This is a genomic window from Streptosporangium sp. NPDC000563 (assembly GCF_040299985.1).
Lineage (GTDB): Bacteria > Actinomycetota > Actinomycetes > Streptosporangiales > Streptosporangiaceae > Streptosporangium.
The window spans coordinates 65,526-80,357 of the sequence record NZ_JBEPDA010000005.1; the positions used below are offsets into that span (position 1 = coordinate 65,526).

General features: G+C 70.7%; 14 protein-coding genes. 5 read left to right on the forward strand and 9 right to left on the reverse strand.

Translation table 11 applies throughout. The features are described from left to right. Window positions 1–7 precede the first annotated feature (7 nt). Window positions 8–415, reverse strand: a complete 408-nt coding sequence (locus tag ABT352_RS15345; protein ID WP_350945455.1) for a VOC family protein — start codon at window positions 413–415, stop codon at window positions 8–10. A gap of 212 nt (window positions 416–627) precedes the next feature. Here ABT352_RS15345 and ABT352_RS15350 point away from each other — a divergent pair, with 212 nt between their 5' ends. Further along, window positions 628–1,581 carry an NAD(P)-dependent alcohol dehydrogenase gene (locus ABT352_RS15350; RefSeq protein ID WP_350945456.1) on the forward strand — a complete coding sequence of 318 codons (954 nt, stop codon included), beginning with the start codon at window positions 628–630 and terminating at the stop codon, window positions 1,579–1,581. Between the two features lie 141 nt (window positions 1,582–1,722). On the opposite strand, the gene ABT352_RS15355 is transcribed toward ABT352_RS15350, so the two are convergent. After that, the gene (locus ABT352_RS15355; protein ID WP_350945457.1) at window positions 1,723–2,676 is read right to left on the reverse strand and encodes a LysR family transcriptional regulator; all 954 of its coding nucleotides are present in this window, start codon (window positions 2,674–2,676) and stop codon (window positions 1,723–1,725) included. A 169-nt stretch (window positions 2,677–2,845) separates the two neighbouring features. On the opposite strand from ABT352_RS15355, the gene ABT352_RS15360 reads away from it, so the two are divergent. After that, the gene (locus ABT352_RS15360; protein WP_350945458.1) at window positions 2,846–3,721 is read left to right on the forward strand and encodes a class I SAM-dependent methyltransferase; all 876 of its coding nucleotides are present in this window, start codon (window positions 2,846–2,848) and stop codon (window positions 3,719–3,721) included. A 172-nt stretch (window positions 3,722–3,893) separates the two neighbouring features. Here ABT352_RS15360 and ABT352_RS15365 read toward each other — a convergent pair whose 3' ends face one another. Both ABT352_RS15365 and ABT352_RS15370 read right to left on the reverse strand, forming a co-directional pair. Further along, window positions 3,894–5,033, reverse strand: coding sequence for an NAD(P)/FAD-dependent oxidoreductase (locus tag ABT352_RS15365; protein WP_350945459.1), 1,140 nt, complete (start codon window positions 5,031–5,033; stop codon window positions 3,894–3,896). A 272-nt stretch (window positions 5,034–5,305) separates the two neighbouring features. Beyond that, the gene (locus tag ABT352_RS15370) at window positions 5,306–5,959 is read right to left on the reverse strand and encodes a TetR/AcrR family transcriptional regulator (protein WP_350945460.1); all 654 of its coding nucleotides are present in this window, start codon (window positions 5,957–5,959) and stop codon (window positions 5,306–5,308) included. Between the two features lie 104 nt (window positions 5,960–6,063). Here ABT352_RS15370 and ABT352_RS15375 point away from each other — a divergent pair, with 104 nt between their 5' ends. Continuing rightward, window positions 6,064–7,101, forward strand: a complete 1,038-nt coding sequence (locus tag ABT352_RS15375) for an NADP-dependent oxidoreductase (RefSeq protein ID WP_350945461.1) — start codon at window positions 6,064–6,066, stop codon at window positions 7,099–7,101. Window positions 7,102–7,205: 104 nt separating this feature from the next. On the opposite strand, the gene ABT352_RS15380 is transcribed toward ABT352_RS15375, so the two are convergent. The 3 genes from ABT352_RS15380 to ABT352_RS15390 all read right to left on the reverse strand — a co-directional run bounded on the left by ABT352_RS15380 (window position 7,206) and on the right by ABT352_RS15390 (window position 10,555). Continuing rightward, complete coding sequence (locus ABT352_RS15380; protein WP_350945462.1) at window positions 7,206–8,414, reverse strand: tetratricopeptide repeat protein; 1,209 nt, start codon at window positions 8,412–8,414, stop codon at window positions 7,206–7,208. Beyond that, window positions 8,411–9,742: an ATP-binding protein gene (locus tag ABT352_RS15385; protein ID WP_350945463.1), complete on the reverse strand. Its 1,332-nt coding sequence runs from the start codon at window positions 9,740–9,742 to the stop codon at window positions 8,411–8,413. Before ABT352_RS15385 ends, ABT352_RS15380 begins: the two co-directional genes overlap by 4 nt. Before the next feature lie 240 nt (window positions 9,743–9,982). Continuing rightward, entirely contained in the window at window positions 9,983–10,555 is a 573-nt protein-coding gene (locus tag ABT352_RS15390; RefSeq protein ID WP_350945464.1) for a TetR/AcrR family transcriptional regulator, read from the reverse strand. A gap of 72 nt (window positions 10,556–10,627) precedes the next feature. Between ABT352_RS15390 and ABT352_RS15395 the strand changes: the two genes are divergently transcribed. After that, a complete protein-coding gene (locus ABT352_RS15395) occupies window positions 10,628–11,200 on the forward strand; it encodes a dihydrofolate reductase family protein (RefSeq protein ID WP_350945465.1) in 573 nt (190 codons plus the stop codon). Between the two features lie 80 nt (window positions 11,201–11,280). On the opposite strand, the gene ABT352_RS15400 is transcribed toward ABT352_RS15395, so the two are convergent. Beyond that, window positions 11,281–12,678, reverse strand: a complete 1,398-nt coding sequence (locus tag ABT352_RS15400; RefSeq protein ID WP_350945466.1) for a penicillin-binding transpeptidase domain-containing protein — start codon at window positions 12,676–12,678, stop codon at window positions 11,281–11,283. A gap of 227 nt (window positions 12,679–12,905) precedes the next feature. On the opposite strand from ABT352_RS15400, the gene ABT352_RS15405 reads away from it, so the two are divergent. Further along, complete coding sequence (locus ABT352_RS15405) at window positions 12,906–13,859, forward strand: zinc-binding dehydrogenase (protein WP_350945467.1); 954 nt, start codon at window positions 12,906–12,908, stop codon at window positions 13,857–13,859. A 61-nt stretch (window positions 13,860–13,920) separates the two neighbouring features. Here the strand turns inward: ABT352_RS15405 and ABT352_RS15410 are convergent, their stop codons facing one another. After that, window positions 13,921–14,754 (reverse strand): dienelactone hydrolase family protein, encoded by an 834-nt coding sequence (locus ABT352_RS15410; RefSeq protein WP_350945468.1) that lies wholly within the window; start codon window positions 14,752–14,754, stop codon window positions 13,921–13,923. Window positions 14,755–14,832 lie beyond the last annotated feature (78 nt).

The following is a 14,832-nucleotide window of genomic DNA, read 5'->3' on the forward strand; positions in this document are numbered from 1 at the left end:
GAGCGGCTCAGCTTGAGCTGTGACGACCGAAGACGATGCAGAACGGGTGACCGACGGGATCGGTGAAGGCCCGAAAGCCCGACTCGTGTTCACTCGGGACACGGGTGGCGCCCAGGGCGAGCAATTCCCGCTCGGCCTGATCGGGGTCGGTCACCCGGATGTCGAGGTGCATCTGCTGGGGATGCGCGGGGTCGGGCCAACGCGGTGGAATCCACGGGACGGCCCGCTGGAAGGCCACCTGCCGAAGGCCCGGTTCCGCGCCGATGACCACCCAGCCGCCGATGTCCTCGTTGATCCTCATCCCCAGCACCCGGCAGTAGAACTCCGCGAGAGCGCGCGGATCGGGGCAGTCGATCACGGTCTTTTCGAGGCGTCCGATCATACCGACAGCATGCCGCACGTCGGCGGCGACCACTCCCCCTCATCGGCATGAGCGGGTGTCGGACCCGCGCGCCGAACAGCGCACGTCACGGTGTCGGTGGCCGCGCATGTAAATAAACTTTGACATGATGTCTGCGGCGTTTTACATTGGCTGATGTCAGCTTTGTTTTACATCCCCATCGCCCGGCCGATCCGGGTCGGACTCGATGACGTCTTCCGGTTCCCCACCACCGAAGGAGACCCCCTATGAGGGCGATCGTCCAGGACGAGTACGGCCCGCCGCACACGCTGAGTCTCGGCGAGGTCCCGACCCCGACGCCCGGCGCCGACGACGTGCTGATCCGGGTGCACGCGGCCAGCGTCGACTACGGCGTGTGGCACATCATGACCGGGTTGCCGCTCGTCGCCCGCCCCGGCTTCGGCCTGCGCCGGCCCCGCAACCGGGTGCCGGGCATGGACGTGGCCGGCGTCGTGGAGTCCGTCGGCGCGAACGTGACCGCGTTTCGCCCCGGCGACGAGGTGTACGGCGAGGCGACCGGCGCGTACGCGCAGTTCGCGCTCGCCCGCCCGGCCAAGCTCGCCCGCAAACCCGCCAACCTGAGCTTCACCGAGGCGGCGGCCGTACCCACCTCGGGGGTGACCGCGTTACGGGCCCTCGGCCAGGTCACCGTCGGCGAGAAGGTGCTGGTCATCGGCGCGGGCGGCGGAGTGGGCAGCTTCGCGACGCAACTCGCGACCGCCGTCGGCGCCCACGTCACCGCCGTGTGCAGCACGGCCAAGGCCGATCTCGTCCGGTCGCTGGGCGCCCGGGCCGTCATCGACTACACGCGCGAGCCGCTCACCGGAACGTACGACCTGGTCGTCGACATCGCGGGCATCCGGCCGCTGCCCCTGCTGCGCGGGCTGCTCACCGAGCGCGGCCGGCTCGTCGTCGTCGGCGGGGAGGGCGGCGGCCGGTGGTTCGGCGGGCTCGGCCGGATGCTGACCGTCCGGCTGATCACACCGTTCACGCGCCAACGCCTGGACGCGCTGATCGCGCTGACCCGCACCGCCGACCTGGACACGCTGCGCGACCTCATCGAGGCCGGGACCGTGCGACCGGCCGTCGGGCGTACGTACCCCCTGGCGGAGACCTCCACCGCGGTGAGCGACCTGGCGACGGGCAACGCGCCGGGAAAGCTCGTCATCACGATCGACTGACCCCGCGACGCCCGGATCGATCCTCCACAGCGAGACCTGAGGCCGTCGAGGACCATGCCGCCGTCGACGGCTCGCCCGCACCCCCCGGAGCGAGGTCGCCGCGTACCGCGACCGACCGCGACGTCGAGAGAGCCCGGTCGATCAGGCCGGGATCTGCTCGCGGCTCACGCGGGCGATCACGTCCAGCAGCGCGGTCACGGCGGGGAGGCGGAAAGGCGGCGCCAGGGAGGCCGCGTACAACCGGCGGGAAGGGAGCGAAGGCGCGGTCGGCCTCCTCACCACCCCCGGGTGTACGGCGCCCCGCACCAGCGTGGGCACGAGCATGATGCCGGATCCGCCCGCGACCAGGGCCTGCCTGCCGTTCCAGTCCTCGCAGAAGAACCCGATCCGAGGGGGTCTGCCCAGGGCTTCGGCGAGCTGGGGAATCGGGCCGAGGCAGTCGGGGTAGCCGCCTTCGATCCACACCTCGTCGCACAGGTCGGACAGCAACACCCGGCGAAGCCCTGCCAGCCGATGGTCGGCGGGCAGGGCGACCTGGAACTCCTCGTCCAGCAACGGGAGCAGACCGACCCCGGTGAAGTCGGCGGGTTCAAGGAGTTCGGCCGACGGGTCGTGCTTGGCCGCCGACGGATTCGCGTACAGGCTCCAGGCGGTGACCAGGGCGAGGTCGACGCGAGCCTCTTTGATCGCGGCCATCGGCCCCGCGGCGTCCTCCCGCACCAGACTCAGGCGCACTCCGGGGTGGGATCGGCTGAAACGCCTGATGACCTCCGGCATCAACCAGGTGTTCGCGCTGGAGAACGCCGACAGGCGCAGATGCCCGGTCTCGGCGCTGGTGAAGGCGCCCACCCGCATCTCCAGGGCCCGTAGACGCGCCAGCACGTCCCGCGCCTGATCGACGACTATCTCACCGGCCGCCGTCGCCTTGACGCCGCGCGCGGTGCGCCGGAAGAGCGGCACACCGAGCCTGCGCTCCAGACCACCGATCTGCCGTGACACGGCCGGCTGCGTCATCGACAGGGCTTCGGCCGCCGCCGAGAAGGAACCGCGTTCCTCCACCTCGACCATCACCTGCAACGTCCAGGGGTCAAGCATGGGCGAATCCTCCTCTCCGACCGGCCTGCCATACAGGCCGTGCATGTCTCCCATAGGAGATCCGCAGTGGTGCGCATATCACTCCTGGATGATCCTGGGAATCGCGGGGGCGCCTGATGACCGTCGACCACAGCATCCCGAACGAACGACCCACCGGAAAAGGAGATTCATGTCCCTCTCGAACGCCGCGCAGGCGAATTCATGGAACGGGCCCGAAGGAGCCCACTGGGCCGCGAGCACGGACCGCATCACGGGCCGCAACACCGCCCTGCACCGGCTGTTGTTCGAGGCCGCGGCGATAGGGGAAACGGACCGGGTCCTGGACGTCGGATGCGGGGCGGGCGAGACGACCATCCTGGCGGCCCGTCAAGCGTCCCGCGGGTACGCCGTGGGTCTCGACCTCTCCCGGCCGATGCTGGAACGGGCCCGGGCCGACCAGGCCCGAGCCGAGCTCGTCAACCTCAGGTTCGAGGAAGGGGACGCCCAGGTACACCCCCTGGGCGACGGTGAGTTCGACGTGGCCGTCAGCCGGTTCGGAATCATGTTCTTCGCCGACCCGGTGGCCGCCTTCGCCAACATCGGCCGCGCCCTGAAACCCACGGGCCGTCTCGTCTTCGTGTGCCCGCAGCAGATGGCCCGATGCGAGTGGTACACCATTCCGATCTCCGCTCTGGCCGGGCCTCCCGCGTCGTCCCCTCCGGCCGGGCCTTCCACGCCGTCCCCGAACGCGTACGAACCCGGAATGTTCTCGCTCGCCGACCGGGAGAGGATCGAGAGCGTACTCGGCGCGGCCGGATTCCGGGCGGTCACCGCGACCTCGGCCGACGTCCCCCTGTTCTTCGGCCGGGACGCTGCGAGCGCCGCCGACTTCTTCCTCGGCACCGGCCCGGTCCGTGCGATCCTCGACGACCCCGACGACCCCGACGACGCGGTCATGACACCCGACGCCGCCAGAACCGCTCTGGAGGACGCGCTGCGACCTCACGCGGGTCCCGAAGGCGTCCACCTGGGCGGAGAACTCTGGCTGGTCACCGCCGAACGGTGACCGTCCGACCTCGCATTCGTCGATCCACTCGCCACGGTCAGCCGCAGAGCAGCCCCGGGAATTCCCCGCCTTCGGCGCGCTGACCGGACTCCGCTGGATCCTCGACACTCCTGACGCCCGACCCGGCCGCCGGCCGATCTTCTCGTCACGGGGCGGGGCCGGGTCCGCCTCATCACCGGCGGGGACGGTCGGTCACCGGGGCCGCGAGCCGCGGACCGACGTCGGGAAACGAGCCGTCGCCGAACAGGATCCGCGCCGCCAGGGCGCGACCGGCGCGACCGCGTAGCACGGTCACCGCCGCCTCCGCCGCGGCGGGGGACCGGATACCGGCGAAGACGCGGCGCAGCGACAACCGGCCCCGAAACCGGTTTCGCAACGCGCCCCCGTCGTACCGGCTCAGCACCCGTTGGTCGCCGGTACGCAGGTATCCGGCGGTGACCGCCGCGGCCAACTCGGACATGCGCAGGCAAGGGTCCAGCCCACCGGCCGTGAGCGGTGACACCGCACCCGCCGCGTCCCCGACGAGCAGCCCGGCGGGACATGCCAGCCGCCGCAGTACACCGCCGACCGGGATCGGACCACCTCGACGCTCGATCGGCCCGACCGGCGCGAGGTGGCCGGGCGCGTCCGCGACGAAGGCGTCCAGCAGGTGGCGGATACCGGCGCGCATCGCGTCCGGATATCCCGCGACACCGACATGCGCGTGCCGGCCGTCGTCGATCGCCCACCCCAGATACCCCGGAGCGACCCGGGGGTCCAGCACGCAGTGGAACGTCGGGGTGGTCGTGCCCGACGCGATCGGGTGGACGATCTCGGCGCCGACGAGAAGGCGCCGGTTGACGTCAAGGCCGAGGTCACGGGCCACCCGGGAGCGGGCACCGTCCGCGCCGACGACGAACCGCGCCCTCACCGGTTCCGCGCCCTCCAACCGCACGAACCCCCTCGACGCGTGGACGTACCGTACGCCCAGGAGGACCCGTGCCCCGGCCGACTCCGCCGCGCCGCGCGCGTGCTCGTAGACGGCCGCCATGTCGGCCACGCGATACTCGTCCCGGTCACTGGTGAACCTGATCGGTGCCCGTCGCGACGGCGGATACAGCAGCACGTCCCGGATCCCCGGCCCGAGCAGGTGATCGGGGATGTCGAAGTCGTCGAGGGTACGGCGCACGAAGATCCCCGTCGTGCGGATGCCGGCCGACAACGATCCTCGACGGTCGACCACCATCACGTTCAGGTCCCGGCGCGCGAGCAGGCGGGCGGTGCTCAGACCGGCCAGGCCCGCACCCACGACCAGTACGTCCACTGTCTGCATATCTCGTGACGGTAAGGGCGACGCCTCGCCCGTACGACGGTTTGCACGCTACCTGCCCCATACCTCCACACCGTCGCCACACTCGGCTCCCCTACCGAGAGGGCCGTGCCCTCCGCCCCGGCCATCACACGAGCCGGGGCCCGTTTCCCCTGATGACGGGCGGTGCGGGCCGCGCCGAGAGGACACCCACACGGCGCGGTACGGCTGCCCGTCAACGGCGTCGGGGCGCCGGGAGTGTCGGTGATCCCGTAGGCGACGGCCTGACCAGGTGGTCAGTGCCGCACGTCGAGTCGATCGCCTTCGCGCGTTGGCCGCATGGCTGCCATCGCGTTGCCGAGCGTCGTGGTGAAAGGTTCTGTTCCGTCTGTTCTCACCCATGCGCACTGGGCTGTCACCAGGCAACCGAAAGCCGCCGCGATGATCGCTCTGAGAGCGATGTCGTCGTTGGAGCTGTGCGTCTGGGGCGTCCGGGCCGCACGGACGGCGCGGTCGGTGAGCGCGTCGAGGGCGTCCGACTGCGCGAGTTGCATCTGCTGGAGATACCTCCCGAAGAGCGTCGGCGAGGAGACGATCGCGCGATGCATCAGCAGTGCGGGCTCGCTGGAGCGCGGAGTCCCGACCCGTGCGGTCAGGGCGGCGAAAGCCGCCGCGAGCGAATCCCAGACCGGCTCGTTCGCGGGGCGCGACCGTAGCGCGTCTGCCAGCTCGCCACCGATGCTCGCGAAGCGCTCGATCAGGATGTCGTCCTTGGTGGGGAAGTATCGGTACACGCTCCGTGGTGACACCCCCGCTTCCTCGGCGATGGCATCGACGGTTGTCGCGTCGTAGCCGCGTTCCAGGAAGAGGCGCTCCGCCGCGGACGCCACCTCGGCGCGCACGGCGCGCCGAGCCGCCTCTCGTGCCCGTCCGGTACCGCTCTTCCTCACGTCTCCAGTCTACAGAAAAAGCCACAAATGGCAGGTTCTGCCAAAATATGCATAAGCTGCCCCCTTGAAGGTTCGGCAGACGCGAAGAGAGCGAGCCGCGGTCCATGGCAATGCAGGCGTACGAGTACATTCGGTTCGGCGGCTCCGAGGTGCTGCGTCTCGTCGGGCGCGACGATCCGATCGCCGGTCCTGACGATGTGGTCGTCGACATGCGCGCCGTCGGCGTCAACCCGGTCGATCTCCTCCAGCGCGCCGGAGCATTCCGGTTCGCCGGCCCCACACGGTTCCCGGTTGTGCCGGGCAATGAGCTGTCGGGCATCGTTTCCGCGGTCGGCACTCGGGTCGATTCGTTCTCTGTCGGGGACGCGGTGTTCGCCAGGACGGACAAGGCGCGACTCGGCGCCCTCGCCGAACGCGTCGCGATCGAGTCGGACCTGGTCGCTCCGATGCCACGCACACTGGACTTCACGACCGCGGCGGCGGTTCCGCTGGCGGGGACGACCGCACTGCAGGCGGTCCGCGACGCGCTGGCCGTGCGACCGGGAGAGCGCATGCTGATCACCGGTGGTTCGAGCATGGTCGGCATGTTCGCGATCCAGCTCGCTCACCGGGCGGGCGCGCACATTGTCACAACGGCCTCGGCGGCGAGCGAGCCGCTTCTTCTCCGGCTCGGCGCCGACGAGGTCGTCGACTACCGATCACGTGCCGTCGACGCCGGGGCGGGGAAGTTCGACAAGGTCTTCGACCTTGTCCCCGGGACGGATCTCCTCGCTCTCCTCGCCCTCACCCGGAGAGGAGGGCGACTTGTCTCCGTGGCCGCGACGCCCACTCCCGGATCGATCCGGAAGGACTACACGATGACGCCCTGGCGCGCCTCATTCATCGAGAGTGTCCTCTGGCTTGCAACGCTCCGTACTCGTCGCGGCGCCAGACGATACGGCGTCACCTATCAACGGCTGTCGATGCGCCCCGACGGGCATGATCTGAGAGAACTGGGCCGGCTCATCGATGCGGGTGCGCTCGAGGTCAGGATCGACAGCGTCTTTCCCTTTGACCGGGCCGCCGAGGCGTTCTCCCGCGTCGAGACCCGTAGAGCCAGGGGAAAGGTCGTCGTGACATCCGACATGACCGAGAGAAGGTAACGGGCGGCGAGTCGTCCGCGCGCCCGCCTCCCCCTGCCGTTCGGACCGGCCGGCGGAGCGGTGGTGGTCCGGTGGTGGTCCGGTGACCCTGTCCAGCCGACCGGTCAGCGCGGATGCAGGAGGTTGGCGGCCCAGGTGGACGCCAGGCAGGCGTAGAAGACGAGCAGCACCGGGACCAGCGACTGGCCGACGTACGACATCGGGATCAGGGCCGCCTGCGTCGCGGCCAGCGCGCCCGTGACGCCTCCGAAAACGTGGCGGCGCACCCCGCTGAGCCGTGCCGTCTCCTGGACGGGCGTGATCAGTCCGAGCACGGCGACACCCGCCATCACGGTGCCGGGCGACCCCGCCACGGCGGCCGAGACCAGCAGCACGATCCCGCAGCAGAAGAGGCCCGCGGAGATCCGGGCGGCCCACACCTCGGCGGTGTCGAACAGCTGCCGGTCGCGAAGGTTCCGGTGCAGAACCAGCGTGGTCACGGCCTGGCTCACCCAGTTCACCCAGGTCGCCACCGTGAGCAGCACCATGTAGACGAACCAGGGGACGAACAGGCACAGCGCGAGCCACAGCAGGATCCGCCGGCGGGTGAGGAGACGCAGAGACGCGAGCCAGCCGTCGAGACGACGCAGCGGATTGCGCTGTTTGAGGGCCTCCAGGAGCAGGCTCCGGCCCTCCTCGTACTCGGGCGCGAGCCGGAGTGTCTCGCGGAACGCGTCGGCGGCGGCCCCGTGGTCGCCGGTCGTCATCATGACCAGTCCGTACGCACGGTGCGCGTCCGCGTTCTCGGGGGCCAGCCGGATCGCCCGCGAGGCGTGCTCGCGGGCGCCGTCCGCGTCGCCGAGCTCGGCCAGGGCGAGCCCCATGATCTGGGCGAGCCCGCCGTCCTCCGGCGCCAGCCGCAGTCCACGACCCGCGGCTCCGGCGGCGGACGGGAACTCGCGAAGGTTGAAGTGGGTGCGGGCCAGCAGTTCGTAGATCAACGGCTCGTCCGGGCCGCGTGCCAGCGCGTTCTGGAAGGCACCCAACGCCTCGCGCTCCCGGCCGGTTCTGCCCAGGATCAACCCGGCCACCCAGTGCCCGAACCAGTGATCGGGGATGAGCCCGGTCCCCCGGTTCGCCTCCACGAGCGCCTCGTCCATGTCCTTCTGGAGAAAAAGCGCGAGGGCGAGCATGAGGTGCGCGGCCGGATTCTGCGGATCCTCGGCCAGCGCGGCACGGGCCTCCCGCTCGGCGTCGGGGCCGCGGCGCAGCATCACCAGCATCCGCGCCCGCTCCGCCAGAGCCTGGACCCGGGCGTCGACCGAGGAGGTCATCGCCGCCTGCCGCCGATCCAGGGCAGCAGGTCGTCCCAGGCCCCGCTCTCGTTGGAGTACGTGACGTAGTTTCGGGCCGTGGCCATCCATTCGGCGACCGCCGTCGGGCGGACCGAACGGGCCGCGCCCAGCAGGTCGGAGGTGGACAGCGGCAGGAGGCGGCCAACGCGTATCGCGTCCTGGAGCTTGGCCTCCACGGCCCGGTCCACCACCCCCTTGAGGTCGGCACCGGTGAACCCCTCGGTGGCCTCGGCGATCATCCGGAAGTCCACCTCGGCCAGCGGCGTCTTCCTGCACAGCAGTGACAGAACGGCCGCCCGCGCCGCCGCGTCCGGCGGCGGCACGAACACCAGCTGGTCGAACCGGCCGGGACGGCGGAACGCCGCGTCCACGTACCAGGGGGCGTTCGTCGCCGCGAGGATCAGAACCCCCTCGTTGGCGCCGCCCTCCACACCGTCCATCTCCGCGAGGAACTGGTTGACGATCTGCCGGTTGTGCGCCTGCCCCATGTCCGAGCGGCGCGCCGCCAGCGCGTCGACCTCGTCGAAGAACAACACGCACGGGCTGTTGCGACGGGCCCTCTCGAACGTCGCGTGCAGGTTGCGTTCGCTGGACCCGACGTACATGTCGAGGATGTCCGACAGTCCGACGCTGATGAAGTCGGCGCCCAGTTCTCCGGCGGCGGCCCGCGCCAGGTGGGTCTTCCCGCAGCCGGGCGGCCCGTACAGCAGCACCCCGCCGCCGGCGCGCCTGCCGTAGGCGGCGAACATCTCCGGCTGCTGGACCGGCAGCAGCAGCTTCATCCGCAGGGACTGCTTGACCTGCTCCATCCCGGCCACGTCCGCGAAACTCGTACGCAGCCTGTCGGCGCCCGGGTTCAGGGGCGACGCCACGTTCGCCGTCGCCTCGTCGAGGATGGGCCTCGGCACGGAGTTCGTGAGCTCGGCCTCGAACACGGGATCGGCGAGCGAGCCGTCCCGCGCCACGGCCTCCCGGTAGCGCAGTCGTGCGGCCGCCACATCCCCCTCCGCGGCCAGCGCCCTGGCCACGACGACCCCGGCCCGGGGCGGCCCCTGCCCGGCCGCGACGCGTTCGACCGCCGCCAGGGCCGCGCCGCTCTTGCCCTGCCTGAGGAACACCTCGGCGAGCCCGGTCGCCGACTCGGCGTCACCGGGAACCAGGGCGAGCGCGGCGCGGAACTCGGCCTCGGCATCCATGAGCAACCCCGCGCTCAGCAGCTGTTCGGCCAGGTGGCGCCGCAACGGAAGATTGTCCGGCGACACCCGCACCGCCTGCCGCAGCGCGTCCAACGTTCCCCGATCGGTCACAAAAGGCCCGCCTTTCACCCCAAAACTGGAAACACCCGTCGATGATTCCATGCGGGCTCGCACCCGGCTGCCCCGCACATCCGGTTCATTCGCTCCCCCCGCCCTCTTCGACGCGAACCGCAGTGGGCGCATCGCCTCCGATCAACGAATGCCGACCGGCGCATGAGGATCAGGAGAGTCAGAAGATCACTTCCCCGTAAGGAACGATCGTCTCCCGGAATCCTCGGGCGGCCTCACGGGTCAGGCGTTCAGCGATCTTTGCACGGCGGCGTCCACCAGTTCGTGGATCTCCTGCTCGGTGAAGATGTCGGGCAGTGTCAGCCGTTCCACGATGAGCCAGTTCAGCGCGAGGTAGAGGAGCACCGCCGAGGTCGAGTCGCCGGGCAGGCCCGAGGCGGCGTGGTGGCCGACGTTGGCGTCGATGTCCTCGCGGATGCGTTTGGTCAGCACCGCGCGCAGCTCAGGGCGCCGGGTGGACTCCAGCCGTAGTTCGAGCAGGGCCAGGTAGCCGGAGTTGAAGGCGGAGACCCGATCCACCAGTTCGTGCATGAGCTCGGCGTAGCGGTTCGCGTCCTGCACACCTTCCCGGCTGCGGGCCATCGTGGCCTCGTCGGGCAGCAACCGCTCGTAGATGCGCCCGCCGACCTGGGTGAACAGGTCGTCGCGGTTGGCGAAGTAGTTGGAGGCCGTGCCCAGGGGCACGGCCGCCTCCGCGTCGACGGCCCGGAAGGTCAGCCCCCGCGCCCCCTCCTTGGCCAGCACCTCGATGGCCGCGTCGATCAACGCCTGCCGTCGCTCGGGATTCCTCCGCACTTGACACCACTCCATCTGTAGTACTACGTTCCAACCACTACAAGCAGAGTACTACATTGGGAGTTAATTGATATGCGAAAGCTCGTCTACTACGTCGCCGTCTCGCTCGACGGCTACATCGCGGGCCCCGACGCCGAGTTCGACTTCTACCCCGTGTCGGACCAGATGGCCGCCTGGATCAACGACCGCTACCCCGAGACGCTCCCCACCCATGTCCGCGGGCTTGTCGGCCTTGAGGACGCGCCCAACAAGGTCTTCGACACGGTGGTGATGGGCCGCGGCACCTACGAGCCGGCCCTGGACGTCCCCACCACCAGCCCGTACGCCCACCTGCGCCAGTACGTCGTCTCCAGCACCCTGACGATCGACGATCCCACGGTGCGGGTGGAGACCGGCGACCCGGTCGAGCTCGTCCGGCGGCTGAAGGCCGAGGACACCGGCATGGACATCTACCTGTGCGGCGGCGGCAGGCTCGCCGCCTCCCTGCTCCCGGAGATCGACGAGATCATCCTCAAGGGCTACCCCGTGGTGGCGGGCGCGGGCATCTCCATGTTCTCCGGACGGTTCCGCCCCACCATGTTCACCCCCACCCGGCGCGAGTCCTTCGACAACGGCACCCAGGTCACCTGGCTCACCAGGGCTTAGCACCCCGAGCCGACCGGACACCTCGGCGCGTCCGACGCCGCAGGCGGGACGGCGGTGGCCGAGCGAGCGGGCCGCGGCGGTCAGTTCGGGCAGGCGTCGCGGCAGGCGCCGAAGCGCCCGGCGTCCGGCCGGGTGAAGCCGGTCTCCTGCGTCCCTCTCACCGCCTCGGTCATCGCCTCCTTCCAGACCAGGCTGGGAAGCGACATGCCGTCCACCTGCGGGTAGTGGCGGCCTCCGATGGTGACGTCGCTCAGGTCGTGCTGGAACGCGCCGCGCGAGTCGCCGAGGCTGACGGCCGAGGCCAGGCCGGGGGTGTATCCGGCGTACCAGGCGGCGGTGAAGGCGTCGGTCGTGCCGGGCATGCCCGCCGCCTCGCGGCCGATGCCGCCGAGCGCGCTTTTCGCGAGCGCCTCCGACAGCACGTCGGTGACCGCGTCGGCGACCGCCGGGTCCAGGACCTGCCGGCAACGCGGCGGGAAAGGGCGTGGCGCCCCCGAGCCGTCGCGGATCTCCGTGATCACTGTCGGCTCGCAGAAGCGACCGCGGGCGGCGAGGCTGGCGTAAGAGTTGGCCACCGAGACGGGGCCGACCTCGTTGATGCCCAGCGAGAACGTCTCGAACTCCAGAAGCGGCGTCCCGTCGGCGCGTCCGAGCCCGAGACGCTCGGCCATCCTGACGGTCTCGCACAGCCCGACCTTCTCCGTCAGGCGCATGTAGAAGGTGTTCACCACCTCCCGGGTGCCCGAGCGCAGGGTGACGAACCGGTCCCCACCCTTCTCCCGGTTCACGACGGTGTGGGCCGGGTCGGCGACGGCCTGGTTCGCGCAGTTCCTGAACGCCGCGTAGCTCGGGGCACGATACTCGTCCGAGATCTGGAAGCCGTCGTCGGAGCGCAGACCGGCGGCGAACGCGGCGGCCAGGACGTAGGGCATCGCCGTCGTACCCTGCTGGAAGGCGGCCCCGTCAGCGGCCCTGTCGTCGGCGTCGGCAACGGACCCGTCGGCGCCCCCGTCAGCATCGGCGGCGTCGGCGGCAGCGGCGTCGCGGCTGGTGGCCATGGCCCTGATGGCGCCCTCACCCGGGACGATCATGACCTGGGCGGCGACCTGCGGGTCGTCGCGGTGGACGTGGGCGTCGATGGCCCGCTGCGCCGCCCGCTGGAGCCGCTGGTCGATCGTCGTGCGGATCGTCAGGCCGCCACGGTCGAGCAGTTGCGGATCCTGGGCGAGAAGCTGCTGTTTGACCTGCCGGCACAGGTAGGGATACCCGACGCCCGCGCAGTCGCCGGAGAACTCCTCAAGGACGGCGCCCTCGACGTCCAGCAACACGCTCTTTCCCGCCACGGAGGCGGCAGGCGCCGTGGCGGTGGAATCCGAGGCCACCCGCTCCTCTCTCGGCCCTCCGTCCGCCGGGCTCCGCAACAGCAGAACGACCGCGACCAGAGCGCCCACCGCGGTGACCCCCAGAAAAACCAGCAATGCCCTCATTGTCGCCCTTCGGTGTGTGATCCCCCGCCTGGATCATCCGGGAACGGCACCGCTCAGGCAACCGGCTGAACCGACGGCGACGGCCTCTGGCCGCACCGAGTTCGGGGACATGGCTCGCGGTCGCTTGACCTCGATCGAGGTTGAGGTTGGAGACTGCTCCGCGCCGGTGTCGGACAGCCGAGTACGGGAGAGCGACTGACGTGCGAGTGGTGAGGGTGATGAGTTTCGGAGGCCCCGAGGTGCTGGTCGCGGGCGAGGCGCCGGAGCCGGTCGCCGGGCCCGGCCAGGTGGTGGTCGACGTGTCCGTCGCGGGCATCACCTTCGTCGAGACGCAGATCCGGCGCGGCGTCGACAAATGGCACGCCAGGCCCGAGCTGCCGTACGTGCCGGGCGGTACGGTCGCCGGCCGGGTGGCCTCACTCGGAAAGGACGTGGATCCGGCCTGGTCCGGACGGCGCGTCCTCGCCGGCACCGGGGAGAGCGGCGGCTTCGCCGAGCGTGCGGTGGCCGCGGTGGGTGACCTGATCCCGGTGCCGGAAGAGCTGGGACTACCCGAGGCCGTCGCCCTGCACACCGACGGCGGCACCGCGCTGGGCCTGGTCGAGGGAGCCCGGATCCGCCCCGGTGAGTGGGTGCTGGTCGAGGCCGCGGGTGGCGGTGTCGGCAGCCTGCTGGTGCAACTCGCCCGCGCGGCCGGCGCCGGGGTCGTCGCGGCCGCGCGCGGCGCGCGGAAGCTGGAGCTGGCTCGCGATCTGGGCGCGGAGGTCGCGATCGACTACTCCGATCCCGGCTGGACGGACCGGGTACGCGAGGCGACCGGTGGCGCGGGCCCCGACGTGGTGTTCGACGGGGTCGGCGGGGAGATCGGCCGGGCCGCGTTCGAGGTGACGGCGGACGGCGGCCGCTTCTCCGTCCACGGCGCCTCCAGCGGCCAGGTCACCGCGATCGACCTCACGCGGGCGCGACGGCGCGGGGTCGAGGTGATCGGGATCGAGCAGCTCTTCGGTTTCGGGCCGCGGATGGAGAAGTGGACGACGCGGGTGATGTCGGAAGCGGTGGCGGGCCGGATCCGGCCGGTCATCGGGCAGACCTTCCCCCTGGAACGCGCCGCGGACGCACACGCCGCGATCGAGTCACGCACCGCCCTGGGGAAGACCCTGCTCCTGATCTGACAGCACCTCAAGACCTCCCCGCCGAACCACGCACCGCGATCGGCCGGAACCGTTGTGCCGCTCAGTCGGATGTCGTCCCGGCAGGTTCGGACGGGCTCAAGCGGTCGGTCAGGAAGGCGATGATCTCGTCCCTGGCCTTCAGCGTGGGATGTCCCTCCTCGTCGACGAGGTGGGCGGTGACAACGCTGTGGGGGGTCTCGATCACGTCACCGAAGAACGGTGGCGGGCTGGTGTTCGCGGAACCGCCAGGAAGGACACGGCCGTCGAAGGCATCGCCGAGGAGCGCCCGGTAGGCGGCGAAGCGCCGGCCGGTGCACCAGCGGTCGTCCTCGAAGCGGTAGGCGAGAATCTTCAGTCCGTCGCGCGCGATGCGGTCTCGGACCGCGCGTGCGTCCTCGTCGCTGATCTCCAGTCCGGCGGGGTCGTCCAGCGGCAGCGACGGGTGGTTCACCACCGGCGCGATGACAGCCGGTTCGAGCGCCATGGTGAGAGCGAAGTTGCCGGTGAAGCACAGCCCGACCGCGCCGACTCCCGGACCGCCGCATTCGCCGTGGGCCTGGCGCGCGAGCCCGCGCAGCCATGCCGTGACCGGGCTGGTACCGCCCCCGGCGAACGCGCGGAACTCGGCACTGACACACGCGCGGCGGACGACCTCCATACCTCCCTCGGCCGTGGGATAGGCACCGTCGATCCCGAAAAGCGAGGGGACATAGACGGTGAAGCCCGCATCCCGCACCCACCGCGCCAGCCGAAGGACGTCAGGACTGATACCGGGCATCTCCGGCATCAACACGACGGCCGGCCCGGAGCCCGCGGCGTACACCGTCTTCACCACCCCCTCCACATCCACGAGTCGTCGGGAGAAGTCCGTGATCATGTCGTCGGCAGCGTTCATGGGGACAGCGTGTACCGACGCCCCGGCACGGGGTGAGAGGCCGGATCGCCATATCCGCGGGTAATCTCGCCAGAGGGA

Coding starts and splice junctions, on each gene's coding strand:
- ABT352_RS15350 (WP_350945456.1), top strand. CDS start 628: ATGAGGGCGATCGTCCAGGACGAGTACGGCCCGCCGCACACGCTGAGT.
- ABT352_RS15355 (WP_350945457.1), bottom strand. CDS start 2,676: ATGCTTGACCCCTGGACGTTGCAGGTGATGGTCGAGGTGGAGGAACGC.
- ABT352_RS15360 (WP_350945458.1), top strand. CDS start 2,846: ATGTCCCTCTCGAACGCCGCGCAGGCGAATTCATGGAACGGGCCCGAA.
- ABT352_RS15365 (WP_350945459.1), bottom strand. CDS start 5,033: ATGCAGACAGTGGACGTACTGGTCGTGGGTGCGGGCCTGGCCGGTCTG.
- ABT352_RS15375 (WP_350945461.1), top strand. CDS start 6,064: ATGGCAATGCAGGCGTACGAGTACATTCGGTTCGGCGGCTCCGAGGTG.
- ABT352_RS15380 (WP_350945462.1), bottom strand. CDS start 8,414: ATGACCTCCTCGGTCGACGCCCGGGTCCAGGCTCTGGCGGAGCGGGCG.
- ABT352_RS15395 (WP_350945465.1), top strand. CDS start 10,628: ATGCGAAAGCTCGTCTACTACGTCGCCGTCTCGCTCGACGGCTACATC.
- ABT352_RS15405 (WP_350945467.1), top strand. CDS start 12,906: ATGAGTTTCGGAGGCCCCGAGGTGCTGGTCGCGGGCGAGGCGCCGGAG.
- ABT352_RS15410 (WP_350945468.1), bottom strand. CDS start 14,754: ATGAACGCTGCCGACGACATGATCACGGACTTCTCCCGACGACTCGTG.